The 24,511-nt window shown below is 71.1% G+C and carries 19 protein-coding genes; 14 read left to right on the top strand and 5 right to left on the bottom strand.

Annotated features, from left to right (window positions below):
- Nucleotides 1-61: 61 nt before the first annotated feature.
- Together ACZ7EG_RS15055 and ACZ7EG_RS15050 are read right to left on the bottom strand one after the other, a co-directional pair.
- Nucleotides 62-1,696 carry a penicillin-binding transpeptidase domain-containing protein gene (locus tag ACZ7EG_RS15055; protein ID WP_471077566.1) on the bottom strand — a complete coding sequence of 545 codons (1,635 nt, stop codon included), beginning with the start codon at nt 1,694-1,696 and terminating at the stop codon, nt 62-64.
- A gap of 130 nt (nt 1,697-1,826) precedes the next feature.
- The gene (locus ACZ7EG_RS15050) at nt 1,827-3,575 is read right to left on the bottom strand and encodes a dolichyl-phosphate-mannose--protein mannosyltransferase (RefSeq protein WP_471077563.1); all 1,749 of its coding nucleotides are present in this window, start codon (nt 3,573-3,575) and stop codon (nt 1,827-1,829) included.
- A 110-nt stretch (nt 3,576-3,685) separates the two neighbouring features.
- Here ACZ7EG_RS15050 and rsmI point away from each other — a divergent pair, with 110 nt between their 5' ends.
- The 11 genes from rsmI (at nt 3,686) to ACZ7EG_RS14995 (ending at nt 17,824) form a co-directional block, all read left to right on the top strand.
- Entirely contained in the window at nt 3,686-4,534 is an 849-nt protein-coding gene (rsmI, locus tag ACZ7EG_RS15045; protein WP_471077560.1) for a 16S rRNA (cytidine(1402)-2'-O)-methyltransferase, read from the top strand.
- 325 nt (nt 4,535-4,859) lie between these two features.
- Nucleotides 4,860-5,288, top strand: coding sequence for a hypothetical protein (locus ACZ7EG_RS15040; RefSeq protein WP_471077557.1), 429 nt, complete (start codon nt 4,860-4,862; stop codon nt 5,286-5,288).
- Nucleotides 5,289-5,367: 79 nt separating this feature from the next.
- Entirely contained in the window at nt 5,368-6,258 is an 891-nt protein-coding gene (locus tag ACZ7EG_RS15035) for a TatD family hydrolase (protein WP_471077554.1), read from the top strand.
- 130 nt (nt 6,259-6,388) lie between these two features.
- Nucleotides 6,389-7,864, top strand: a complete 1,476-nt coding sequence (locus ACZ7EG_RS15030) for a ubiquitin-like domain-containing protein (protein WP_471077551.1) — start codon at nt 6,389-6,391, stop codon at nt 7,862-7,864.
- Between the two features lie 31 nt (nt 7,865-7,895).
- Complete coding sequence (gene rsmA, locus ACZ7EG_RS15025; RefSeq protein WP_471077548.1) at nt 7,896-8,786, top strand: 16S rRNA (adenine(1518)-N(6)/adenine(1519)-N(6))-dimethyltransferase RsmA; 891 nt, start codon at nt 7,896-7,898, stop codon at nt 8,784-8,786.
- On the top strand, nt 8,783-9,685 hold the full coding sequence (locus ACZ7EG_RS15020; protein WP_471077545.1) for a 4-(cytidine 5'-diphospho)-2-C-methyl-D-erythritol kinase: 903 nt from the start codon (nt 8,783-8,785) through the stop codon (nt 9,683-9,685). The genes rsmA and ACZ7EG_RS15020 overlap by 4 nt, the downstream gene beginning before the upstream one ends.
- Nucleotides 9,686-9,746: 61 nt before the next feature.
- Nucleotides 9,747-10,967: a hypothetical protein gene (locus ACZ7EG_RS15015; protein WP_471077542.1), complete on the top strand. Its 1,221-nt coding sequence runs from the start codon at nt 9,747-9,749 to the stop codon at nt 10,965-10,967.
- A 70-nt stretch (nt 10,968-11,037) separates the two neighbouring features.
- Nucleotides 11,038-12,849 (top strand): ABC-F family ATP-binding cassette domain-containing protein, encoded by a 1,812-nt coding sequence (locus ACZ7EG_RS15010; protein ID WP_471077539.1) that lies wholly within the window; start codon nt 11,038-11,040, stop codon nt 12,847-12,849.
- A 191-nt stretch (nt 12,850-13,040) separates the two neighbouring features.
- Nucleotides 13,041-14,837, top strand: coding sequence for an outer membrane protein assembly factor BamB family protein (locus tag ACZ7EG_RS15005; RefSeq protein ID WP_471077536.1), 1,797 nt, complete (start codon nt 13,041-13,043; stop codon nt 14,835-14,837).
- A gap of 58 nt (nt 14,838-14,895) precedes the next feature.
- Nucleotides 14,896-16,875 (top strand): outer membrane protein assembly factor BamB family protein, encoded by a 1,980-nt coding sequence (locus ACZ7EG_RS15000; protein ID WP_471077533.1) that lies wholly within the window; start codon nt 14,896-14,898, stop codon nt 16,873-16,875.
- A 268-nt stretch (nt 16,876-17,143) separates the two neighbouring features.
- Nucleotides 17,144-17,824, top strand: coding sequence for a helix-turn-helix transcriptional regulator (locus ACZ7EG_RS14995; protein ID WP_471077530.1), 681 nt, complete (start codon nt 17,144-17,146; stop codon nt 17,822-17,824).
- Between the two features lie 231 nt (nt 17,825-18,055).
- On the opposite strand, the gene ACZ7EG_RS14990 is transcribed toward ACZ7EG_RS14995, so the two are convergent.
- Nucleotides 18,056-18,373, bottom strand: a complete 318-nt coding sequence (locus ACZ7EG_RS14990) for a hypothetical protein (protein WP_471077527.1) — start codon at nt 18,371-18,373, stop codon at nt 18,056-18,058.
- Between the two features lie 29 nt (nt 18,374-18,402).
- Nucleotides 18,403-20,082: a sodium:solute symporter family protein gene (locus ACZ7EG_RS14985; RefSeq protein WP_471077524.1), complete on the bottom strand. Its 1,680-nt coding sequence runs from the start codon at nt 20,080-20,082 to the stop codon at nt 18,403-18,405.
- 164 nt (nt 20,083-20,246) lie between these two features.
- Here ACZ7EG_RS14985 and galT point away from each other — a divergent pair, with 164 nt between their 5' ends.
- From galT to galK, 3 genes are read left to right on the top strand one after another with little or no spacing between them, the layout of a single operon-like run.
- Nucleotides 20,247-21,308, top strand: a complete 1,062-nt coding sequence (galT, locus tag ACZ7EG_RS14980; RefSeq protein WP_471077521.1) for a galactose-1-phosphate uridylyltransferase — start codon at nt 20,247-20,249, stop codon at nt 21,306-21,308.
- On the top strand, nt 21,305-22,267 hold the full coding sequence (gene galE, locus ACZ7EG_RS14975; RefSeq protein ID WP_471077518.1) for a UDP-glucose 4-epimerase GalE: 963 nt from the start codon (nt 21,305-21,307) through the stop codon (nt 22,265-22,267). Before galT ends, galE begins: the two co-directional genes overlap by 4 nt.
- A 28-nt stretch (nt 22,268-22,295) precedes the next feature.
- A complete protein-coding gene (gene galK, locus ACZ7EG_RS14970; RefSeq protein ID WP_471077515.1) occupies nt 22,296-23,459 on the top strand; it encodes a galactokinase in 1,164 nt (387 codons plus the stop codon).
- Between the two features lie 140 nt (nt 23,460-23,599).
- Here the strand turns inward: galK and ACZ7EG_RS14965 are convergent, their stop codons facing one another.
- Nucleotides 23,600-24,484 (bottom strand): hypothetical protein, encoded by an 885-nt coding sequence (locus ACZ7EG_RS14965; protein ID WP_471077512.1) that lies wholly within the window; start codon nt 24,482-24,484, stop codon nt 23,600-23,602.
- Nucleotides 24,485-24,511: the final 27 nt, after the last annotated feature.

Genomic DNA, 24,511 nt, shown 5'->3' with positions numbered 1-24,511 from the left:
TCAGCTGTCCCATGTCCCAACGACGGCCACCACCCTAGAGTCCCGTTCCTCGAAGGTGAGATCAGCCACCTGTTCGTAGCACGGCTGCGACAATCGGCCCGGCCGCGTCGCCGCCGTGGCCGCCCTGCTCGGTCATGGCCGCCGCCGCGATGTCGTTCCGGAACCCGGTGAACCAGCTGTTGGACTTGGCGTTGCCGTCGACCTCGGCGGAACCGGTCTTGGCGCCGATGTCGCCGCCGAGTCCGCGCATGGCGTTCATGGCGGTGCCCTGCGTGGCCGTGAGCCGCATCATCTGCTTGAGCTGGGCGGCGGTGCTCGGCCGCAGGCCCTCGGCCTGTGCCGGCTCCCGGCCGTCCAGCTTCGGCGAGACCAGGTAGGGCTGGCGGAACGCCCCGGTGATGGCGGTCGCGGTGACCGAGGCCATGTTCAGCGGGCTCATCTGGACCTGGCCCTGCCCGATGGCGCCCGCCGCCCGGTCCGGCCCGTCGACCGCGGGCACGCTGCCGTCGAAGGACACGATGCCGGCCTTCCAGTTGTCCCGTCCCAGCCCGAAGCGGTCCTCGGCCTCCTGGGTCAGCGAGGCGTCCGTGAGCGGCTTCTCGTCGATGAGTTTGATGAAGGCGGTGTTGCAGGACCGCATGAAGCTGCTGGCCAGCGTGGCGTTCTCATCGGGCTTCATGCCGGTCAGGTTCTTGAACGTCTGGCTCTGCCACACGGCGGTGTCGGGACAGGGCGCCGGGCCGTTCATCGAGGTCACGCCGTTGTCGATGAGCATCGCAGCGGTGATGATCTTCATGGTGGAGCCGGGCGCCGACCGGCCCTCGAAGGCCGCGTTGAAGCCGTCCGTGCGGTTGTTGGCCACGGCCAGTACTTCGCCGGTGCTGGGCTTCACGGCGACCACCGACGACTGGGCGAACCGCTTGACCGCCTTCTCGGCGGCCGCCTGCGCGCCCGGGCTGATCGTGGTGGTGAGCTTGCCCGGCTTGCCCTCGGCGAGGGTGAGCAGCGGGGTGTCGGGCGCGCCGTTGCCGTCGTGCCGGACGACCAGCTCGATGCCGGGCGTGCCGCCGGCCTGCTCGCCGTACTTGTCGCGCAGGGCGTCCAGGATCGGGCCGAGGGAGGGGTACTTCTCCTTGGTCAGCTCCGAGCCGTCGCGGCCGACGGCCTCGATGGGCGGCGTGGCCGACTGCTCGGTGACGAGGGTGTCGTCCTTCTTCAGCCCGGGGTGCACGACGGACGGCTGCCAGTCGACGAGTGCCCGCCCCGTGGTGAGCCCGCGCACGACCTTGAGCTCGCTCCGGTAGTTCAGCGGCTTGGACTTTCCGTCGTAGGCCACCTTCGCCTTCACCGTGTACGGCACGGTGGTGCCCTTCGCCGGGCCCGGCGTGATCTTCACTTCGGTGATGTGCGCGTCGTCGGCGAAAGCACTGAACAGCTGCTCGGCGGCCGCGTCGTTGTTGGTGTACGACGCCGCCTTCGCGGACGCTCCCGTCTGCCAGGCCTTGAAGAACGCGGCCGTGGTCTCCTTGACCTCGTCCTTGCCGGGCGGCCCCGTCCGTTTCTCCGCGGCGACTCCGCCCGCGCCGCCGCCGTCACCGCTCAAGGCGCTCACGATGTTGTAGGCGCCGTACCCGGCCCCGCCCACCATCACCGCGAACACCCCGCCTATGACGGCGGCTCTGACCCCCTTGCCCATCGGGACGTCCCCTCCCCGTTGAGCCTTCCGCGCCCCCTTGAACGCGTTCAGAAAGCTCGAATCCCGGGAGCACTCTATGCGTAAGCGGTTACTGACGGGACGGGCGTTTCGATTTTTGACCGAACACAGATCAGACCCACGTATCCAGCCACATCCGCGACCGCCAGTCGTCGATCGGGATGGCCTGGCCCGTGTACAGCGGCCAGAAGTAGATGAAGTTCCAGGTGATCAGGAGGACCAGGACGCCCGCTGCAGTGGCGCCCGCGACGCGGCGGGTGTCGGAGGAGCGGGGCGGGCCGATGATCGCGCCGAGCAGCATCGCCACCGCCAGGCACAGGAACGGCAGGAAAACGACGGCGTAGAAGAAGAAGATCGTGCGCTCCTGGTACATGAACCAGGGCAGGTAGCCCGCCGCGATGCCGCAGGCGATGGCGCCCGCGCGCCAGTCGCGGCGGAAGAGCCAGCGCCACAGGACGTAGAGGACCGCGAAGCAGGCGACCCACCACAGCAGCGGCGTGCCGAGCGCGAGGACCTCGCGGGCGCACTTCTCGCCGGCGTCGGCGGGGCAGCCGTCCTTGCCGGGGGCCGGAGACTCGTAGAAGTACGACACCGGCCGGCCCAGCACGAGCCAGCTCCACGGGTTGGACTGGTACGTGTGCGGCGACGACAGGCCGACGTGGAACTCGTACACCTGGTGCTCGTAGTGCCACAGGCTGCGCAGCCAGTCGGGCAGGAACGTCCAGCTGCCGCCCTTGCCGCTGGTCGCGGCCCAGTTGCGGTAGTAGCCGCCGGAGCCGTTCGTGGCGGAGAGGATCCAGCCGGTCCAGGACAGCAGGTAGGTGACCAGGGCGACCGGGACGGTGGCGAGGAACGCGAGGCCCGTGTCGCGCTTGAACACCGCCGCGTACGGGTGCCGGGCCCCGGCGACCCGCCGCGATCCGACGTCCCACAACACCGCCATCAGGCAGAACGCGGCCAGGATGTAGAGGCCGTTCCACTTCGTGCCGATGGCCAGGCCCAGCATCAGGCCCGCCGCCCAGCGCCAGGGGCGCCATCCCAGGCGGGCCGTCTCGGCGGTGTGCCGGTCGGGCCGGGCCCTGCCGCCCTCGTCCAGCGGCAGCGCGGCGGCGAGCTTCGCGCGGGCCTTGTCCCGGTCGACGAGCAGACAGCCGAAGGCGGCCAGCACGAAGAACATCAGCACGCCGTCGAGCAGTGCCGTGCGGCTCATCACGAAGTGCAGGCCGTCCACCGCCATCAGCGCGCCCGCGAGACACCCAAGGAAGGTGGAGCGGAACAGGCGGCGGCCGATCCGGCACAGCAGCAGCACGGACAGCGTGCCGAGCAGCGCCGTCATGAACCGCCAGCCGAAGGGATCGAACCCGAACATCAGCTCGCCGAGTCCGATGACGTACTTGCCGACCGGCGGGTGCACGACGTACGCCGCGTCGGTGGGGAGCTTCACGTTCCCGCCCGACGACAGGAGCAGGTCGTTGGCGTTCTTGGCCCAGTTGACCTCGAACCCGCGGTGGACCAGCGCCCAGGCGTCCTTGGCGTAGTACGTCTCGTCGAATATCACCGCCCTGGGGCTGCCCAGGTTCCAGAACCGCAGCACCCCGGCCAGCAGCGTGACGAGCAGCGGGCCGATCCAGCCCGACCAGCGCACGAGCCGGCCCGCGAGCGTGTGCGGGACGCCGAGCGCCGCCCACAGACGCGGGGAGGGCTCGGTGTACGGCGGCACAAGGCGGTCACGGACGTCGCGGGCGTCGCTTCCGGGCTGCCCCTGGTAGCCGAAGCGGCGCAGCCGCTGCTGCCAGGACGGCCGCTGGTCGAGCGGTGCCTGGCCCTGACGGGTGTCCGTGGAGGACGCGGTACTGGTCACCGCGCCATCGTAGGGAACCGTTCTGTGTGAGTCCCGTGCATGGCCGTATGCGTCCGCATCCTCCGCCCCTGGGAGGAGTCCCCACCCGCCGCCCCTGGGAGGATGGGGGCGTGATCGGAACCCTCGTACTCGCAGGCACCCCCATCGGCGACATCGCGGACGCCCCGCCCCGGCTCGCCGAGGAACTGGCCGGAGCCGACGTCGTCGCCGCCGAGGACACGCGGCGGCTGCGCCGGCTGACCCAGGCGCTCGGCGTCACCCCCAAGGGCCGGGTGGTGTCGTACTTCGAGGGCAACGAGTCCGCCCGGACGCCGGAGCTGGTCGAGGAGCTGGTGGGCGGGGCGCGGGTGCTGCTCGTCACGGACGCGGGGATGCCGTCGGTGTCCGACCCGGGGTACCGGCTGGTGGCCGCCGCGGTCGAGAGGGACGTGCCGGTCACCGCCGTGCCCGGGCCGTCCGCGGTGCTCACCGCGCTCGCGCTGTCCGGGCTGCCCGTCGACCGGTTCTGCTTCGAGGGGTTCCTGCCGCGCAAGGCGGGGGAGCGGCTGGGGCGGCTGCGGGAGGTCGCCGAAGAGCGGCGGACGCTCGTCTACTTCGAGGCTCCCCACCGGCTCGACGACACGCTGTCGGCCATGGCCGAGGTGTTCGGGGCGCAGCGGCGCGCCGCGGTGTGCCGGGAGCTGACCAAGACGTACGAGGAGGTCCGGCGGGGCGGGCTGGGGGAGCTGGCCGCGTGGGCCGCGGAGGGCGTGCGCGGGGAGATCACCGTCGTCGTGGAGGGCGCGCCGGAGAAGGGGCCCGAGGAGGTCGGGCCGGAGGAACTGGTGCGGCGGGTCCGGGTGCGGGAGGAGGCCGGGGAGCGGCGCAAGGAGGCGATCGCCGCGGTGGCGGTGGAGGCCGGTGTGCCGAAGAGGGTTGTGTTCGATGCCGTGGTCGCCGCGAAGAATGCCGCTCCGTAGCCGGGTTCGGGGTGGGGGCCGGAGTGCTTGGCGGGGTGCGCGTTGTGTGAGGTTGATCGCGCCCCTGCGGCGGAGCCGCACATGGATGCGGACCCGCGCCCCTGACGGGGCGCTCCTGAGGAGACGCTGAACACCTTCTGAGCAGGGCGCATGTCGAATGAGCGTGCGCCCCATGGGTGGGCAAAGCGCAAGGGGTGCAGGGGCAAGGGACGCCCAAATCGGGGCCAACAGTCGACAGGTCTGCTGCCATCGGTCCGGCCGGGGAGTCCACTGGGGTGCGGGGACGGAACCGTCCTCACGCCACAGCGGACCAACAGGAGCTGGCATGAGTGAGATCGCAGGGCAGACCGGGCTCCGCGCCGGTGCGAGCGCAGTCGTCAACGAGTCCTACTCCTTCGCCTGCATGCGGTGCGGGCACGGCTGGGAGCAGTCGTACGAGATAGAGCACCACACGGACGCCGCGGGTCACGAGTTCGTCCTCTACGTGGCCGACGGCAAGGTGGTGCCCTCCCCGTTGAGCAAGCCCGAGTGCCACAACTGCGACAGCCAGGTCGTGCGGATCATGCGGCCCGGGCGGGTCGCGTCGGCGCGAGACGCGGCTCACCCGAGCCACCGCGTGCCGCCTCCCGCCGGGCCCGTGGAGGGGCCCACCGCGGCCGCCGAGGCCGGGGCGACGGCCGATCAGGAGCAGGGCGAGCACCACCACTGGCACCTGTCCGACCTGCTGCACCCCTTCCAGCGCAAGGCGAGCTGACCCGTCCGGCTCCCCTTGTCGACGCCCTCCCCGGTCCTCCCCCACCGGGGAGGGCGTACCGCTTTCGTAGGATCGGGGCATGCCTTCGAACACCTCCGGCCGCCCGGACAAGAACGCGGCCCCGCCCCTCCCGGAGCCCCTCCGGGTGCCGGTCGCCGACTCCCACACCCACCTGGACATGCAGTCCGGCACGGTCGAGGAGGCGCTGGCGAAGGCGGCGTCGGTCGGAGTGACGACGGTCGTGCAGGTCGGCTGCGACCTCAAGGGCTCCCGCTGGGCGGCCGAGACGGCGGCGGCCCACGACGCCGTCCACGCGACGGTCGCCCTGCACCCGAACGAGGCGCCCAGGATCGTGCACGGCGACCCCGACGGGTGGTCGCGACAGGGTGCCCGCGAACCAGGAGGTCAGGCCGCCCTGGACGACGCCCTCGCCGAGATCGACCGGCTGGCCGCGCTGGAGCAGGTCAAGGGCGTCGGCGAGACCGGCCTCGACTACTTCCGCACCGGGCCCGAGGGCAAGGAGGCGCAGGAGCGTTCCTTCCGCGCCCACATCGAGATCGCCAAGCGGCATGGCAAGGCCCTGGTCATCCACGACCGCGAGGCCCACGCCGACGTCCTGCGCGTGCTGAAGGAGGAGGGCGCCCCCGAGCGGACCGTCTTCCACTGCTACTCCGGCGACGCCGAGATGGCCGCGATCTGCGCGAGCGCGGGCTACTTCATGTCCTTCGCCGGCAACGTCACCTTCAAGAACGCCCAGAACCTGCGGGACGCGGTGGCGGTGGCCCCGCTGGAGCTCCTCCTCGTGGAGACCGACGCGCCCTTCCTCACCCCGGCGCCCTACCGGGGGCGGCCCAACGCCCCCTACCTCGTGCCGATCACCGTGCGGGCCATGGCCGAGGTACGCGGCGTCGACGAGGACACGCTGGCCACGGCCCTCGGCGCGAACACGGCACGCGCGTTCGACTACTGACCCCGCCGCCCACCTCACCGCACGACTGTGCGTAGCCGCGTCGCTTTGGAGAGTGACGATCGCTCCGCTAGGTTCTGGGGGCCCTATCCGGACCCCTCTGGACCCCCTCCGGCAACTGGAGCGTGTCGGCGTGAGCAACTCGCGGTACGAGACGTACGAGGCGTATGAGACATACAAGGCGTACGAGACGTACGAGACGTATGGCCCCGCCTACGCCGACCCGGTGTACGGCGGGTTCGACGTGGCGCCGGCCGATCCGCACGGCGCCGAGACCCTCGCCCACGGCAGACCGGCGCCACCCGGCGCCTACGCGGACACCTACCGGCCCGCCTACGAGGCACCGACCCTGCCCGCGCTGCCCCGGCAGGGCACTCCGGACGACGAGCCCGCGTCCGGGCCCGCAGGGCACCCCGACCCGGGTCCGGGAGCACGCGCCGGGGCGCGAGCCGCGGCGCGCACCGGCTCGCACCGCAGGTCCACGCGCCGGCGCAAGACGCGCTACGCCGAGCGCCCGGACAGCCCCATGCGGCGGCTGCTCCCGCAGGCCCTCGTCGTCGCCTTCCTGGCGGGCGGCACCACGGCGTTCGTCGCCAAGGACAAGGCGATCGAGCTGAACGTCGACGGCAGGGCCCGCACGCTGCACACCTTCGCCGACGACGTCACCGAGCTGCTGGCGGACGAGGGTGTCGAGGTCGGCGCCCACGACGTGGTGGCGCCCGGCCCCGGCACGCGGATCAGCAGCGGCGACGAGGTCGCCGTGCACTTCGCCCGTCCCGTGCGGCTCACCCTCGACGGACACCGGCGCGAGGTGTGGACCACCGCCCACACGGTGGCCGGAGCGCTGCGGCAGCTCGGTGTGCGACAAGAAGGCGCGTACGTGTCCACATCGCGCTCCCGGCGCATCGGACGCGGGGGGCTCTCCCTGGACGTGCGGACCGAGCGCACGGTCACGATCATGGCGGACGGCCGCGCCCGCACGGTGCGCACCAACGCGGCGACCGTTCGGGAGGCCGTCGAGGAGGCGGGTATCACCCTGCACGGCCAGGACACCACCTCGGTCCCGCAGGGCGGCTTCCCGCGCGACGGGCAGACCGTGACGGTGCTGCGGATCACCGGCGGCAGGGAGGTCCGCGAGGAGCCGATCCCCTTCCAGGTGCGGCGGACGGAGGACCCGACCCTGTTCCGGGGCACGGAGGTCGTGGAGCGGGCGGGCGAGCCGGGACTGCGCCGGGTCACCTTCGCCCTGCGTACGGTCAACGGAGTCCCGCAGAAGCCGCGCCGGATCAGGTCCGAGCTGGTGCGCGAGCCGCGCGCGCAACTGGTCAAGGTCGGTACCAAGCAGCGCCCGGCGTCCGTGCAGGGCGCCGATCACCTCGACTGGCAGGGCCTCGCGGCCTGCGAGTCCGGCGGCCGGCCCGACGCGGTCGACTCCTCGGGCACCTACGGCGGCCTGTACCAGTTCGACACCCGGACCTGGCAGGCCCTCGGCGGCAGCGGCCGTCCCCAGGACGCCCCGGCCGCGGAACAGACGTACCGGGCGAAGAAGCTCTATGTGCGGCGAGGAGCCAGTCCGTGGCCGCACTGCGGGGGACGGCTGCACGGGTAGGCGCCGGCGCAACCCCCCGTACCCTTGTCCCGTGACCAGCAGCCCCACCCCCGACGCCCTCCTGGGCCCCGCCGACATCCGCGAGCTCGCGGCAGCCCTCGGCGTACGCCCGACCAAGCAACGCGGACAGAACTTCGTGATCGACGCGAACACCGTCCGCCGGATCGTCCGCACCGCACAGGTCCGCCCCGACGACGTGGTCGTCGAGGTCGGCCCGGGGCTCGGATCGCTCACCCTCGCGCTGCTGGAGGTCGCCGACCGGGTCACGGCGGTGGAGATCGACGACGTGCTCGCCGGGGCGCTGCCCGCGACCATCACGGCCCGCATGCCCGAACGCGCCGACCGGTTCGCCCTGGTCCACTCGGACGCCATGCACGTCACCGAGCTGCCGGGCCCCGCCCCGACCGCGCTGGTCGCCAACCTCCCCTACAACGTGGCCGTCCCGGTGCTGCTGCACATGCTCGACACCTTCCCGACCATCGAGCGCACCCTCGTCATGGTCCAGGCGGAGGTCGCCGACCGGCTCGCCGCCCCGCCCGGCTCGAAGGTCTACGGCGTCCCTTCGGTCAAGGCCAACTGGTACGCCGAGGTCAAGCGCGCCGGTGCCATCGGGCGGAACGTGTTCTGGCCCGCGCCCAACGTCGACAGCGGCCTGGTCTCCCTGGTCCGCCGGAGCGAGCCGCTGAAGACGACGGCCGCCAAGCGCGAGGTGTTCGCCGTCGTCGACGCGGCGTTCGCCCAGCGCCGCAAGACGCTGCGGGCCGCCCTCTCCGGCTGGGCCGGGTCGGCCGCCGCCGCCGAGGAGGCCCTGGTCGCCGCCGGGGTCTCGCCGCAGGCCCGGGGCGAGTCGCTGACCGTGGAAGAGTTCGCGCGGATCGCCGAGCACAAGGCGGACCGGCACCAGGAGAAGGAGCCCGCGTGAGCGTCACGGTCCGCGTCCCGGCCAAGGTCAACGTCCAGCTGGCGGTCGGCGCCGCCCGCCCCGACGGCTTCCACGACCTCGCCAACGTCTTCCTCGCGGTCGGCCTCTACGACGAGATCACCGTCACCCCGGCCGACGAGCTCCGCGTCACCTGCGACGGCCCGGACGCCGACCAGGTCCCCCTGGACCGCACGAACCTGGCGGCGCGGGCCGCCGAGGCACTCGCCGGGCGGTACGGCCGCAGCCCCGGCGTCCACATCCACATCGCCAAGGACATTCCCGTCGCCGGAGGCATGGCGGGCGGCAGCGCGGACGGCGCCGGCGCCCTGGTGGCCTGCGACGCGCTGTGGCAGACCGGCGCCTCCCGTGACGAACTCCTGGAGATCTGCGCCGAGCTGGGCAGCGACGTGCCGTTCAGCCTGGTCGGCGGTGCCGCCCTCGGCATCGGGCGGGGCGAGCGGCTGACGCCCCTGGAGACCGGCGGCACCTTCCACTGGGTGTTCGCGATGGCCGCGCGTGGCCTGTCCACCCCGGCGGTGTTCCGCGAGTTCGACCGGCTCGGCGAGGGCACGGACATCCCCGAGCCCGTCGCCTCCCAGGAACTCCTCGCCGCCCTCGCCAAGGGCGACCCGGACGCGCTTGCCGCCGCCGTCTCCAACGACCTCCAGCCCGCCGCCCTCTCCCTCTTCCCGGAACTCGCCGGCACCCTGGCCGCGGGCCGGGCGGCGGGTGCCCTCACCGCGCTCGTCTCGGGCTCCGGACCGACCACCGCGTTCCTGGTCCGCGACCCGGAGTCGGCCGCCGCGGTGGCGCAGGCCCTGCTGGCGTCCGGCACGTGCCGGACGGTGCGTACGGCGTCGGGCCCGGCGCCCGGGGCGACGGTGGCAGCCGCCGGTTAATCGCGTGCCCCGGCCGCTGCCGGGCGCCTAGGCTCCCCCAGTCGATTCGACGGGGGGAGACATGAGCGTGAGAGAACTGGTCGCGGCCGTACGGCGCAAGGACGTGGCCGAGGTCACGGCGCTGCTGGAGTCCGGGGCCGACCCCGACACCCTCGCCGAGGGCCTGCCGGTCCTCTGCCTGGCGGTGGCGGCGTACGACGAACCCGTCGCCGATGCGCTGCTGCAAGCAGGTGCCGACCCCCTGCGCCGGCTGCCCGACGGGAGCACCCCGTTGACGCGGGCGGTGGAAGGCGGGTCGCACTCGCTGACGTACGCGCTCGCCACCAGCCGGATCCCGCTCCCGGCACCGGCGCGCGCGGACCTGCTGGCCCGGGCCCGGCGGTGGGCCGAAGCGGGCGCGGAGGCCGAGCTGCGCCGCCTCACCGGCCTCACCGGGCCCATCGAACGTGTCCGGGTCGAGGACGACGAGGTCGGCTGGTGGTGCGAGCAGCTCACGCTCGGCCCCGTGACCGTGCGCGACGAGCACCGGGCCGTCCTCACGTCCATGGAGGCCCTGTACGGCATCCGCACCCCCTTCGACGAACTGGTCGCGCGCGCCCTCGCCCACCCCGACCGGAACCACGTCGTGTGGTGCGACGTCGTGTTCACGCTCGGCCGGCGGATCGACGAGGAGACCTGGCTGTGGAGCCGGGACCTGCTCAACCACCCCGACCGGCTGCACCGCCTGCTCGCCGCCGACCTCCTGCTGTCCCTGATCCTCGGAGACGTCGTCAAGGGCGGCCAGCCGTTCTGGGAACGGGGGCGGGAGCTCGTGCCCTGGGCGGAACAGGAGGAGGACCCGGAGGTGCTGGCGGTTCTCCTGCACGCGATGACCCACGACAGCGCCCCGGAGATCGAGGCCGTCGGGCTGTCGTACCTCTCTCACCCGAACCCGGCGGTGCGCGCCCTGGTGCCGGAGACCCTGCACCACACCGAGAGCCTCACCGCGGTGCTCACCCTGGCCCATGACGAGGACGCCGGCGTACGCGAGGCGCTGTGCCACTGGCTCGCGCACCACCGGGGACCCGAGCCCGAGGTGGGAGACACGCTGCTCGCGCTCACCCATGACGAACGGCAGATGATCCGCATCTGCGCGGTGTCCGGCCTGGCCGTGCGCGACGACCCGCGCTGTGTGGAGGCCGAGCACCGGATCGGCCCCGTCGATCCGGAGCTGCCGTTCGACGAGCGGCTGATGGACGTGTCGCGCTACCAGCGCCGCCGGGAGGCGGCGGACGGCGGCTGACCGCCCCGGCCGGAGCACCCCCGCGCGCGACTACCCTGGGGGTCGATCCATCCCCCTTGGCAGGAGAGTAATGGCCGTCAACCTGGTCAATGTCGAGAACGTCAGCAAGGTGTACGGCACCCGCGCCCTGCTCGACGGCGTCTCCCTCGGCGTCTCCGAAGGGGACCGCATCGGTGTCGTCGGCCGCAACGGCGACGGCAAGACCACGCTCATCCGCATGCTCGCCAAGCAGGAGAGCGCCGACACCGGGCGGGTCACGCACTCCGGCGGGCTCCGCCTCGGCGTACTCACCCAGCACGACTCCCTCGACCCCGAGGCCACCGTCCGCCACGAGGTCATCGGCGACATGGCCGACCACGAGTGGGCGGGCGACGCCAAGGTCAGGGACGTGCTCACAGGCCTGTTCGGCGGGCTCGACCTGCCCGGCTTCCCCAAGGGACTGGACACCGTCATCGGCCCGCTCTCCGGCGGTGAGCGGCGCCGGATCGCGCTGGCCAAGCTGCTCATCGAGGAGCAGGACCTGCTCGTCCTGGACGAGCCCACCAACCACCTCGACGTCGAGGGCATCGCCTGGCTGGCCGGCCATCTGCAGAAGCGCAGGTCGGCCCTCGTCTGCGTCACCCACGACCGGTGGTTCCTCGACCAGGTGTGCACGCGCATGTGGGACGTCCAGCGCGGTGACGTCTACGAGTACGAGGGCGGCTACTCCGACTACGTCTTCGCCCGGGCCGAGCGCGAGCGCATCGCCGCCACCGAGGAGGCCAAGCGGCAGAACCTCGTCCGCAAGGAGCTGGCCTGGCTGCGCCGCGGGGCGCCCGCCCGTACGTCCAAGCCGCGCTTCCGCGTCGAGGCCGCCAACGAGCTCATCGCGGACGTACCGCCGCCCCGGGACAGCAGCGAGCTGATGAAGTTCGCCTCCACCCGGCTGGGCAAGACGGTGTTCGACCTGGAGGACATCACCGTCCAGGCCGGCCCCAAGGTCCTCCTCAAGCACGTCACCTGGCAGCTCGGGCCCGGTGACCGGATCGGCCTGGTCGGCGTCAACGGCGCCGGGAAGACGTCCCTGCTGCGGGCCATGGCCGAGGCCGCGCGCTCCGACGGCGAGACCCAGCCCGTGGGCGGGCGCGTCCGCGTCGGCAAGACGGTGAAGCTGGCCTACCTCTCCCAGGAGGTCGCCGAACTCGACCCCGCCACACGTGTGCTGGAGGCCGTGCAGCAGGTGCGCGAGCGCGTCGACCTCGGCAAGGGGCGCGAGATGACCGCCGGGCAGCTGTGCGAGACGTTCGGCTTCACCAAGGAGAAGCAGTGGACGCCCGTCGGCGACCTGTCCGGCGGTGAGCGCCGCCGGCTCCAGCTGCTGCGCCTGCTCATGGACGAGCCCAACGTCCTCTTCCTCGACGAGCCGACCAACGACCTCGACATCGAGACGCTGAACCAGCTGGAGGACGTGCTCGACGGCTGGCCCGGCTCCATGATCGTCATCTCCCACGACCGGTTCTTCATCGAGCGCACCACCGACCGGGTCTTCGCCCTGCTCGGCGACGGCGCCCTCCGGATGCTGCCGCGCGGCATCGACGAGTACCTGGAGCGACGCCGGCGCATGGAGGAGGCCGCGGCCGCCTCGGCCCCCGCCGCCGCGCAACAACAGTCCGCCGCGCCGGAGAAGAGCGCCGCCGACCAGCGCGCCGCCAAGAAGGAGCTCCAGAAGATCGAGCGGCAGCTCGACAAGGTCTCCGAGAAGGAGACCAAGCTCCACTCCCAAATCGCCGAAAACGCAACGGACTTCGCGAAGGTGGCCGAACTGGACGCGGAGCTGCGGGAGTTGGCCGGTCAGCGCGAGGAACTCGAGATGCGCTGGCTGGAACTCGCCGAGGACGCGTGAAGGGTGCGTGAAGACGCATAACGACGGCATCACGGGCCGGTCCGCCCTTGGGAACAGGGGGTGAGACGGCCCGGCCGCTGTCGGAACCTGGTGATACAAAGAGTCGTCTTAGAACTTTATGAAGCGACTCTGAGCCCATTTCGTATCTCAGGGCGTGGCTAAAAATCAGTGATCGAACGGGGGAGCCGCTGATGACTCAGCCGCCCAGTCAGCCGCCGCACGGTGGCTTCGGAGCACCGCAGAACCAGCCGCCGCAGGGCGGTGGGTTCGGAGCACCGCAGACCCCGCCGCCGCCCCAGGGCCCGCCCCAGACGCCGCCGCCCCCGCAGGGCCCGCCGCAGCCGGGGTACGGCTACCCGCAGCAGCCTCCGCAGCAGCCCGGCCCGTACGGGCAGCCGGGACAGCCGGGCCCGTACAACCCCGGCCCCTACGGCCAGCCGCAGCAGCCCGGCCCCTACGGCCAGCCGCAGCAGCCGGGCCCGTACGGCCAGCCCGGCTACGGCTACCCGCAGCAGCCGCAGTACCCCGGCGCGCCCGGCACCCCGCCCGGGGGCGGCTCGAACAACCCCTTCAAGGGCAAGCCCGCCCTGATCATCGGCGCCGCGGTCGCCGCGCTGCTCGTGGTCGGCGGCACCGTGTGGGTCGTCACCGGCGACGACGGCAAGGGCAAGAAGAAGCCCGTCGCCCAGAAGACCGACGACGCCAAGCCCGGCTCCTCCGCCCCGGTCAACCCCGGTGACGGCAGCGGCGACGGCGGCGAGGACCCGGAGGACCTCAACGCGGGCCGCCAGGCCGGCGAGGCCAAGGTCCTCTGGTACAAGGAGGCGCCCGACGCCCCCGGTTCCGGCGCCGACGCCGACGGCATGTGGATCACCGACAAGACCGCGGTGAAGGCCGCCTACAAGCAGCTGTCCGCGTACAACGTCGGTGACGGCAAACCGTCCTGGGACGCCATCACCTTCCCGCAGAAGATCTGCGCGACGACTCCGCAGAAGACGTCCGACGACAAGATCGTCGTCGCGTACATGAGCGGCGCGAGCGACCGCGCCAAGTGCAACCAGCTCCAGGAGATCGACCTCGTCACCGGCGAGAAGGGCTGGAAGGAACAGGTCGCCGACGGCGCCCTGTTCGACTCCACGCTCTCCGTCGAACTGTCCATCACCGGCAAGACGCTGATGGTGGGCCGCTCCCAGTCCGGCACGGCGTACGACGTCACCAACGGTGACAAGCTCTTCGACAAGAAGAAGTACGGCAACGCCTGTTTCCCCGCCGCGTTCGCCGGTGGCGAGAAGCTGATCGCCGTCTCCTCCTGCGGCGCCGGCTCCGACAAGGAGCACGACGAGATCCAGGAACTCGACCCGAAGACCGGCAAGGCCAAGTGGACCCAGCCGTTCGACAAGGGCTGGCGGGTCGCGCGCACCTACTCGGTCAGCCCGCTGGTCGTGTACAGCACCAACGCGGACAAGAAGGCCTGGAACATCTCCACCTTCACCTCCGGCGGCAAGTTCCGCTCGCAGGTCGGCTTCGACGAGGACTTCGCCCCCGAGTGCGGCTGGGCCATCCTCGAACGCGACCTCACGGGCTGCGAAGGCGTCGCCGTCGACGACACCACGCTGTACCTGCCGACCGAGGCCACCTCCGGCGCCAACGAGATCGTCGCGGTCAACCTCGCGAACGGCAAGGAGAAGTGGCGTGTGAAGTCACCCTCCGACGAGTCGATGCTGCCGGTGAAGACCGAGGGCGGCAAGCTCATCGCCTACGTGGAGCCGTCCTACGACGCGGGCGGGCAGATCGTGTCCATCCCCACCGGCGGCAGCGGCCACAAGCCGTCCAAGCTGCTGCAGAACCCCGAGGGCGCCGCGGACATCGAGGACAGCTTCTTCTCCAAGGAGATCGACTGGGTCGACGGGCGCTTCTACATCTCGACGACCCGGCTGAGCGGGAACGACGACACGAAGGAGAAGTTGATGCTCGCCTACGGCAAGTGACTCCTCCTCCCTCCGAACCCCCTTTGTCGTCCGTCCCCTTCCCCGAGGTACCCACGCCATGACCCAGCCGCCGCCCCCGCCGCCCCAGCAGCCCCCGCAGGGGGGCGGCTTCGGTCCGCCCCAGGACCAGCCGCCGCAGACCCCGCCGCCCGCGGCCGGGCCGAACCTCGACAAGGCCCCGGAGCCGGGGTACGGCTACCCCCAGGCGCCGCAGACCCCGCAGACTCCTCCGCCGGCCGCCCCGCAGACGCCGCAGACGCCTCCGCCGGCAGCCCCGCAGACGCCTCCGCCGGCAGCCCCGCAGACGCCGCAGACGCCTCCGCCGGCCGCCCCGCAGACGCCGCCCCAGGCGCCGCAGGGTTACGGCTATCCGCAGGGTGCCCCGGCGCCCCAGCCTCCGCAGGCCCCGCCCGGCTACGGCTACCCCGGCCAGCAGCCGGGGCCGTACGGGCAGCCGCAGCAGACGCCTTACGGGCAGCAGCAGGCGCCTTACGGGCAGCCCGGTTACGGGCAGCCCGGTTATGGGCAGCAGCCCGGTTACGGCTATCCGCAGCAGACCGTGCCGCACCAGCCGCAGGCCGGACAGCCGGGCGGTGGCGGGAAGTTCAGCACGCAGATGCTGATCATCGTCGCCGCGGTCGTGGCGATCGCCCTGATCATCATCGGCGGCGTCTGGTACGCCTCGTCCGGCAAGGACGAGAGCAAGCAGAACGACACCGCCGGCCTGAGCGGCGGCACCGGCGGCACGGACGACGGCAACGGCGGCACCACCTCCGGCAAGGAGAAGGCACCGTCCGACCCCAGCGCCAAGGTCCTCTTCCAGGTCCCGGCGCCCGAGGTGAAGAACGACAGCACGGTCGTCGTCTCCGGCTCGTGGCTCACCGACAAGGCGTACGTCAAGAGCGGCATCGCCCAGATCGTCGGCTACGACCGCGACAAGGGCGGCGAGCTGTGGAAGGTCCCGCTGGACGGCCCGGTCTGCCAGGCCAGCCGCCACGTCACCGACGACAACCTGACGGCGGTCCTCTACCAGCCGGCGATGCCCACCAAGGCCGACCCCTCGCACGGGTGCAGCCAGCTCGCGCTCATCGACCTCGACGCCGGCAAGCGGCTGTGGACCAAGACGGTCAAGACCGGTGACCAGTTGATGAACTTCGACAACATCACCCTCAGCGGGAAGACCGTCGCCGTCGGCAGCACCAGCGGCGGCGCCGCCTTCGACGTCTCCGGCAAGCTCCTGTGGAGCCCGAAGCCGGCCGACTCCTGCTACGACGCGGGCTACGGCGGCGGCGAGAAGCTGGTCGCGGTGCGCAAGTGCGGCTCCTACGACCAGCGGCAGCTGCACATCCAGACCATCGACCCGAAGTCCGGGAAGGTGATCTCCGAGTACAAGATGGCCGAGGGCATCGAGTACGCGAGCATCGTGTCGACCAACCCGCTGGTGGTGGCCGCCGACGTCGGCGACTCCGCGGGCGACGGCAGCGGCATCTCCGACTTCTTCTCCATCGACGGCAAGACCGGCAAGCTGCGCACACGCATCTCCGCGCCGGGCGAGCAGTTCGCGGCCCGTTGCGAGGGCATCACCCGCGTCGAGGCCTGCAACCTGCTGGCCGTCGGCAACGACCGGCTGTACCTGCCGACCGAGGAGCACGACGGCACCGGCAAGTACAGCGAGACCAACGAGATCGTCGCCTTCGACCTCGCCACCGGCAAGCAGACCGGGCAGCGGGCCGACGCGGGCGACGGCTACACGATCTCGCCGCTGCGCATGGACGGCGGCAACCTGATCGCGTACAAGCGTCCCCCGTACGACAAGGGCGGACAGGTCGTGAGCATCGACGGGGGCAGCTTCAAGGAGACGATGCTGCTGCGGAACCCCGCGACGCGCACGGTCCGCGACGTGGAGACCAGCATGTCGCCGGAGTACTCCGAGTTCCTGTTCTCAGACGGGCACCTTTACATGTCCAAGGTGTACGCGAGCAAGCGGTCGACGGTGCGGGAGAAGGAGTACCTCGCGGTCGGCTTCGGCACGGGCTGACCGCTCCGACCGGGCTGCGACCGGGCTCTGACCGGGTACTGACCGGTTCTTGATCGACTGGTGGCTGATACGGCCCCGTCCCTGCTCAGGGGCGGGGCCGCTCGGGTTCGGCGCGGTCAACCCGGGATGAGAGGAATATCGGCGATCCGGGGCGATTCTCGCCGGTAGGGGGAGCGCAACGTCGAACAAGCGTGTAGCTTCCGGGGGCATGAAGGCGGGGGAGCCGGGGGGCTTCCGTGGGGGGCTGGGGTGACTGGGGGGTTGCTCGATGGGAGTGCGGCTCATGGTGGTCGACGACCACCGATTGCTGGCCGAGGCGCTGGCTTCGGCGCTGAAGCTGCGAGGGCACCGGGTGCTGGCCGCGGCGGCGCCGGCCGCGGGCGCGGCGGAGCTGGTGATCACGCGGGCACCTGAGGTGTGCCTGCTGGGGACGGCGGCGCCGGCCGAGCCGGGGATCTTCGACCCGGTGGTGAGGATCAAGCGGGAGCGGCCGCAGGTGGCGGTGCTGGTGCTGGGGCCGGTGCCCAGCCCCCGGGGCATCGCTGCGGCGTTCGCGGCGGGGGCGTCGGGGTACGTCCGGCACGACGAGCGCATAGAGGGTGTCGAGCGGGCGATCATGAAGGCGCGGGCGGGGGAGGCGGCGGTGGCGCCGCAGCTGTTGCAGGGGGCGTTCAGCGAGTTGCTCAACCCGGCGGCCCAACCGGACGACGAGGGCCAGCGGTTGCTCCAGATGCTCACGCCGCGTGAGGTGGAGGTGCTGGTCCGCGTCGCCGACGGGGAGGACACCCGCCTGATCGCGGCGGGTATGGGCATCGCACCGTCGACGGCGCGTACGCATGTCCAGCGGGTGCTGATGAAACTGGGCGTCGGGTCACGTCTGGAGGCGGCGGCGCTGGCGGCGCGGACGGGGTTGCTGGATCGGGCGGGGGCGGTGCGGCGGGAGCCGTGAGCCGTGAGCCGTCTGATCGTCTGACCGTCGGCGGGGGTGCGGGCGGGTGCTTGGCCTGACGCCGGTGGGGTGCGCGCCTTCGCGTGACGCCCGGGTGGGTGTGTGCGCCTTCGCGTGACGCCCGGGTGGGTGTGTGCGCCTTCGCGTGGCGCCGGGGTGGGGGTGCGGGTGGCTGCGCCAATCGCCGGGTGGGGGCCGGGGCCGCGCCGGGGGGTGTCCGCCCTCGGTGGGTCACTCCACCCGCTCGTCGTCCTCCGGCTCGACCCCCGGAGGGGCCGGTGCCGCAGGCCTCAGCTTCAGCCATGCCAGGAAGAACAAGCCCAGCAGCAGCATCCCCAGCCCGGTCCACAGGTTGATGTTCACACCGGCGGCCTTGTCGATGTCCGCGTCGGACGCCGTGAATCCCGCGATCGTGACGATGACGCCGTAGATCACGAACAGCCCGCCGATGATCCGCCGGATGTCGAACAGCCGTGCGGCGGTCGCCGACTTGCCCTGCAGTTCGGTGACTTCCCGTTGCAGGTCCTTCTCGGAGTAGAACTCGGACATGTGCGATCACACTCCTCGGTGGGGTTCGGTCAGAACGAGAACGGGATGTAGCAGGCCGCGGCCAGGACGACCGCGCCCCAGCCCAGCAGCGCCGGCTTGCGGTACCAGGCCTCGTCCCCGGGCGCCGGCGGCTCCGCCATACCGGGCGAGGTCGTGCCGTAGACCAGCCCCTGCAGTTCCTCGGCGGGTTTCGGCGCGGTGAACAGCGACACCGCCACCATGACGACCGCGCCGGCCACGAAGCCCGCGATTGCGGAGACGAAGTTGGCCCCCTGGTCGGAGGGGATGTCGATGACGTCCTGCTTGTAGAGGACGAAGTAGTTGACCATCGCGGCGGTGGTGCCCGCGAGCAGTCCCCAGAAGCCGGACTTCATGGACGCCCGCTTCCAGAACATGCCGATGATGAAGACGACGAACATCGGCACGTTGAAGAAGGAGAACAGCGTCTGGAGGTAGGCCATGATGTTCGAGAAGGACCGCGCCAGGAACGCCGTGCCGATGGAGGCCAGGACACCGACCGCGGTGATGAGCCGGCCGAAGCGTACGTAGTACTCGTCCTCGCGGCCCTTCACCACGTACTTCGCCCAGATGTCCGTGGTGAACACGGTGTTGAAGGACGACACGTTCGCCGCCATGCCCGCCATGAACGCCGCGAGCAGACCGGTGACGGCGATGCCCAGCACGCCGTTGGGCAGCAGCTGTTGCATGAGGTAGGGGATGGCGTCGTTGTACTGGAGGTCGGAGCCGGACGTGCCGATCTTCGGCACCAGGACCGCGGCGACCAGGCCCGGGATCATCACCAGGAAAACGATGAAGATCTTCGGGAACGCGGCGATCAGGGGGGTGCGCTGGGCTGCCGAGAGGTTCTTCGCCGACAGCGCGCGCTGCACCTCGGCGAAGTTCGTCGTCCAGTAGCCGAAGGAGAGGACGAAGCCGAGGCCCAGGACGATCGTCAGCCAGTTGGCGCCGAGCGGGTTGTCGCTGCCGATGCCCGTGCCGCCCCAGGACGTCATGAAGTCCGCGCCGTGGCTCTTCGTGAGGGAGTCGGACAGGCCGTCCCAGCCGCCGACCTCCTTCAGGCCCAGCACCGTGATCGGGATGAGCGCGGCGAGGATGACGAAGAACTGCAGGACCTCGTTGTAGATCGCCGAGGACAGGCCGCCGAGGGTGATGTAGGCCAGGACGAAGAACCCGGCGACGACGATCGCCAACCACTCCGGCCAGCCCAGCAGCGCCTCGACGACGATGGCCAGGGCATAGAGGTTGACGCCGGCGATGAGGATGGCGGCGAACGCGAAGAGGATCGAACTGAGCAGGTGCGCCGCCCGGTCGAAGCGCATCAGCAGGAACTCGGGGACCGAACGGACCTTGGAGCCGTAGTAGAAGGGCATCATCACCAGGCCGAGGAAGACCATGGCCGGGATGGCGCCGATCCAGTACCAGTGCGTGGTGTAGACGCCGTACTGGGCACTGTTGGCGGCCATGCCCAGGATCTCGGTGGCGCCCAGGTTGGCCGCGATGAACGCGAGACCGGTGACCCAGGCGGGCAGGGAGCGGCCGGAGAGGAAGAAGTCGAGACTGGTCTTCACCGAGCGCCGGGCGGCGAAGCCGATGCCGAGGACGACGAGGAAGTAGATGCCGAGGATGGTGTAGTCGAGCCAGTTGGTGGGGAGTCGCAGCTCGGCCGACAGATATGTGGGGGTTTGCATGAGCCCTCGCTTCGTTGCGCGAACCGATACCTCGCGGCCTCTTCTTCTCTGTGCTCAGCGATTGAACCCGTCTTTTGATGCACTTTGTTGGATTGTGATGTTGACGATTGGGGAGGGTAGTGTTTTGATATGTTGGGTTCTGTTTGAAGGACAAGGAGTCCGGCGTGAAGAAGACCTCGACCCGGCTGGCCGACGGTCGCGAGCTCATTTACTACGACCTGCGTGACGACAGCGTGCGGGGCGCGACCGACCGCCGGCCGCTGGACCGCACCGTCACCACGTCCGAGATCCGCCGCGACCCCCTCCTCGGCGACTCCGTCGCCATCGCCTCGCACCGTCAGGGCCGCACCTACCACCCCCCGGCCGACGAGTGCCCCCTGTGCCCGTCGGCGGGCGATCGCCTGAGCGAGATCCCCGACTCGTCCTACGACGTCGTCGTCTTCGAGAACCGGTTCCCCTCGCTCGCCGGCGACTCGGGCCGCTGCGAGGTCGTCTGCTTCACCTCCGACCACAACGCGTCCTTCGCCGACCTCACCGAGGAGCAGGCGGGCCTGGTGCTGGAAGCCTGGACGGACCGCACGTCGGAGCTGTCCCATCTCCCCGCCGTCGAGCAGGTGTTCTGCTTCGAGAACCGGGGCGCCGAGATCGGCGTGACCCTCGGTCATCCGCACGGCCAGATCTACGCCTACCCCTTCACCACCCCCCGCACCGCGCTGATGCTCCGCTCGGTCGCCACCCACAAGGAGATGACCGGCGGGGAGAACCTCTTCGACGCCGTCCTGGAGCGTGAACTCGCCGGCGAGCGGGTCGTCCTTGAGGGTGAACACTGGGTGGCCTTCGTGCCGTACGCGGCGCACTGGCCGTACGAGGTCCACCTGTACCCCAAGCGCCGCGTGCCCGACCTGCTCGGCCTTGACGAGGGCGCGCGCACAGAGTTCCCCAAGGTCTATCTGGAACTCTTGAGGCGCTTCGACCGGATCTTCGGTGAGAGTGAGCCCTCGACGCCGTACATCGCGGCCTGGCACCAGGCCCCGTTCGGCGCGCTGGAGGAGTTCGACGGGGTCGTGCGCGAGGACTTCGCGCTCCACCTCGAGCTTTTCACCATCCGCCGCACTTCCGGCAAGCTGAAGTTCCTCGCGGGTTCCGAGTCCGGCATGAACGTGTTCATCAACGACGTGCCGCCGGAGCGCGCGGCCGAGCGACTGCGAGAGGTAGCGAGTTCATGAGCGGGAAGTACCTGGTGACAGGCGGTGCGGGATACGTCGGCAGCGTGGTCGCACAGCACCTGCTGGAGGCCGGCCACGAGGTCGTCGTCCTCGACAATCTCTCCACGGGCTTCCGCGAGGGCGTCCCGGCGGGCGCGTCGTTCGTCGAGGGCGACATCCGCGATGCCGCCAAATGGCTGGACTCCTCTTTCGACGGTGTGTTGCACTTCGCCGCGTTCTCGCAGGTCGGCGAGTCGGTCGTGAAGCCGGAGAAGTACTGGGACAACAACGTCGGCGGCACCATGGCGCTGCTGGCCGCGATGCGCGAGGCGGACGTCCGCAAGCTGGTCTTCTCCTCGACGGCGGCGACGTACGGCGAGCCGGAGCAGGTCCCCATCGTCGAGTCGGCGCCCACGTCCCCGACGAACCCCTACGGCGCCTCCAAGCTCGCGGTCGACCACATGATCACGGGCGAGGCGGCGGCGCACGGTCTGGGCGCGGTCTCCCTGCGCTACTTCAACGTGGCCGGCGCCTACGGCGAGTACGGCGAGCGCCACGACCCCGAGTCGCACCTGATCCCGCTGGTCCTCCAGGTGGCGCAGGGCAGGCGCGAGGCGATCTCGGTGTTCGGCGACGACTACGCGACGCCGGACGGCACCTGCGTCCGCGACTACATCCACGTCGCGGACCTGGCCGAGGCCCACCTGCTCGCCCTGACGGCCGCCGCCCCCGGCGAGCACCTGATCTGCAACCTCGGCAACGGCAACGGCTTCTCGGTCCGCGAGGTCATCGAGACCGTCCGCCGGGTCACGGGCCACCCGATCCCCGAGGTCGTTGCCCCCCGCCGGGGCGGCGACCCGGCGGTCCTGGTGGCCTCGGCCGCCACCGCCCGCGAGAAACTGGGCTGGAACCCGTCCCGCGCGGACCTCGCGGGAATCGTCGCGGACGCGTGGGACTTCGCGCAGCGGCGCGGTAACTAGCAGGTACGGAAAGGGTCAGGGGTCAGGCATGAGCGAGGCTGTGGCGCAGACGGTCGCCTCACGGTTCAGCGAGCTGTACGGAGCCGAGCCGCACGGCGTGTGGGCGGCGCCGGGCCGCGTCAACCTCATCGGCGAGCACACGGATTACAACGACGGCTTCGTCATGCCGTTCGCCCTGCCGCACACGGCGGTGGCGGCGGTGGCACGCCGCGACGACGGGATCCTCCGCCTGCACTCGGCGGACGTCGAGTCGGGCGTGACCGAACTCCACCTGGACGACCTGTCCCCCGAGTCGGACAAGAACTGGACGGCGTACCCGGCGGGCGTGGTCTGGGCCCTGCGCGAGGCCGGCCACGCGATCACGGGCGCGGACATCCACCTGTCCTCCACGGTCCCGTCGGGTGCGGGCCTGTCGTCCTCGGCGGCGCTGGAAGTCGTCGTCGCCCTGGCCTTGAACGACCTGTTCTCCCTCGGCCTGCGCGGCTGGCAACTGGCCCGCCTGTGCCAGCGCGCGGAGAACGTCTACGTCGGTGCCCCCGTCGGCATCATGGACCAGACGGCGTCGGCCTGCTGCGAGACCGGCCACGCCCTGTTCCTCGACACGCGCGACCTCTCCCAGAAGCAGATCCCCTTCGACCTGGCGGCCGAGGGCATGCGGCTGCTGGTCGTGGACACCCAGGTCAAGCACTCCCACAGCGAGGGCGAGTACGGCAAGCGCCGTGCCGGCTGCGAGAAGGGTGCGGCCCTGCTGGGCGTCGACGCGCTCCGGGACATCCCCTATGCCGACCTGGACGCGGCCCTGGCCCGCCTGGGCGACGAGGAGGAGGTCCGCCGCCTGGTCCGCCACATCGTCACGGAGAACGCACGCGTCGAACGGGTCGTCTCCCTCCTCGAATCCGGCGAGACCCGCGCGATCGGCCCGGTCCTGATCGAGGGCCACGCCTCCCTCCGCGACGACTTCCGCATCTCCTGCCCGGAGTTGGACCTGGTCGTCGACACGGCCCTGGCCTCCGGCGCCCTGGGCGCCCGCATGACGGGCGGCGGCTTCGGCGGTTCGGCGATCGTCCTCGCGGAGGAGCAGGACGTGGACGCCATCACCAAGACGGTGACAGAGGCCTTCGCGTCGGCGGGCTTCACGACCCCCCGCGTCTTCGAAGCGGTCCCGTCACCGGGCGCCCGCCGCCTCCACTGACGGTTGGGCGGCGCCCGCCGCGTGCACTGACGGGTGGGCGCCCGCCGCCTCCACTGACGGTTGGGCGTCCGCCGCCTCCACTGACGGTTGGGAAAGCGGCGCCCTCGAACCCACGAGGACGCCGCTTTTCGTCGTCCCTGTCAGCGGTTGACGGACTGGATCTCCTGGACCGGCACCTCGGTGGTGGTGGCGAACGTGCCGTTGGGCAGATCGCCACCCGTGCCGCCCGCTCCTTCCCAGGTGATCTCCCAGGTGAGAGTCGCCTCCAGGCCGTACGTGTCGTCCCCCGACGAGCGCAGGTACCGGACTCCGCACGGAGGCGTCAGCTCCGCCTTGCCCCGGGCGTACGGCTCGCCGATGGAGCCGTCGTCGTTGATCAGGCACTCACCGGACGCCGGGAGGGTTTCCGCGTCCGCGGTTCCCGGATCGAGGTGCAGGCTCACCGGCTTGGCCGTGGTGGTCGCCCACAGTCCCGTGCCGGGCAGACTCGCCGTGACGGAGACGGGCTTGAAGGCGCCCTTGTCCAGCCAGACCCAGGTGGGCGCGTTCACCGTCGACCTGGCGTCCGGCGCGAGGGAGATCTTCGTCGGCGGTACGACGGTCCGCTGGTGCGCGAGCCCGGCGAGGGTCTCGGTGTCGATGGCTTGAGGGACGCCGGGGTTCTTGCCGTTGTCGACCCAGAAGGGGTCGCGCTTACAGTTTCCGGAGGCGGGGTCGTCCTCCATCTTCGGGTTCTTCACGGCGACCCACCACATGCCCTCGTCGTTCTTGGCGACGTTGAAATTCTTGTAGGGGTGGCCCCCCTTGTAGCGCGCCTTGTCGTCCGCCACGCCCGCAGGCGCACCACCGACCGAGTCGTAGATCGACCAGTTGGCCTCGGTGTAGGTCTTGAAGTCCTTGGCCTTCCAGTAGGGCTCGTACCAGCAGGCCGGAGGTTCCCAGTCCACGGCGGTGGACGTGATTGTGCCGCTGTCTTTCGAGGGGGCGCTGCCCTTCACGTTGAAGCTGACGCGAGACTCCAGCATGGGTCCTGAGGAGTCACCGGACGTTTC

It is taken from the genome of Streptomyces sp. NPDC037100, from assembly GCF_055606225.1.
The sequence above is the reverse complement of the archived record's forward strand: the minus strand, read 5'-3'. Positions and strand labels throughout refer to the sequence as shown.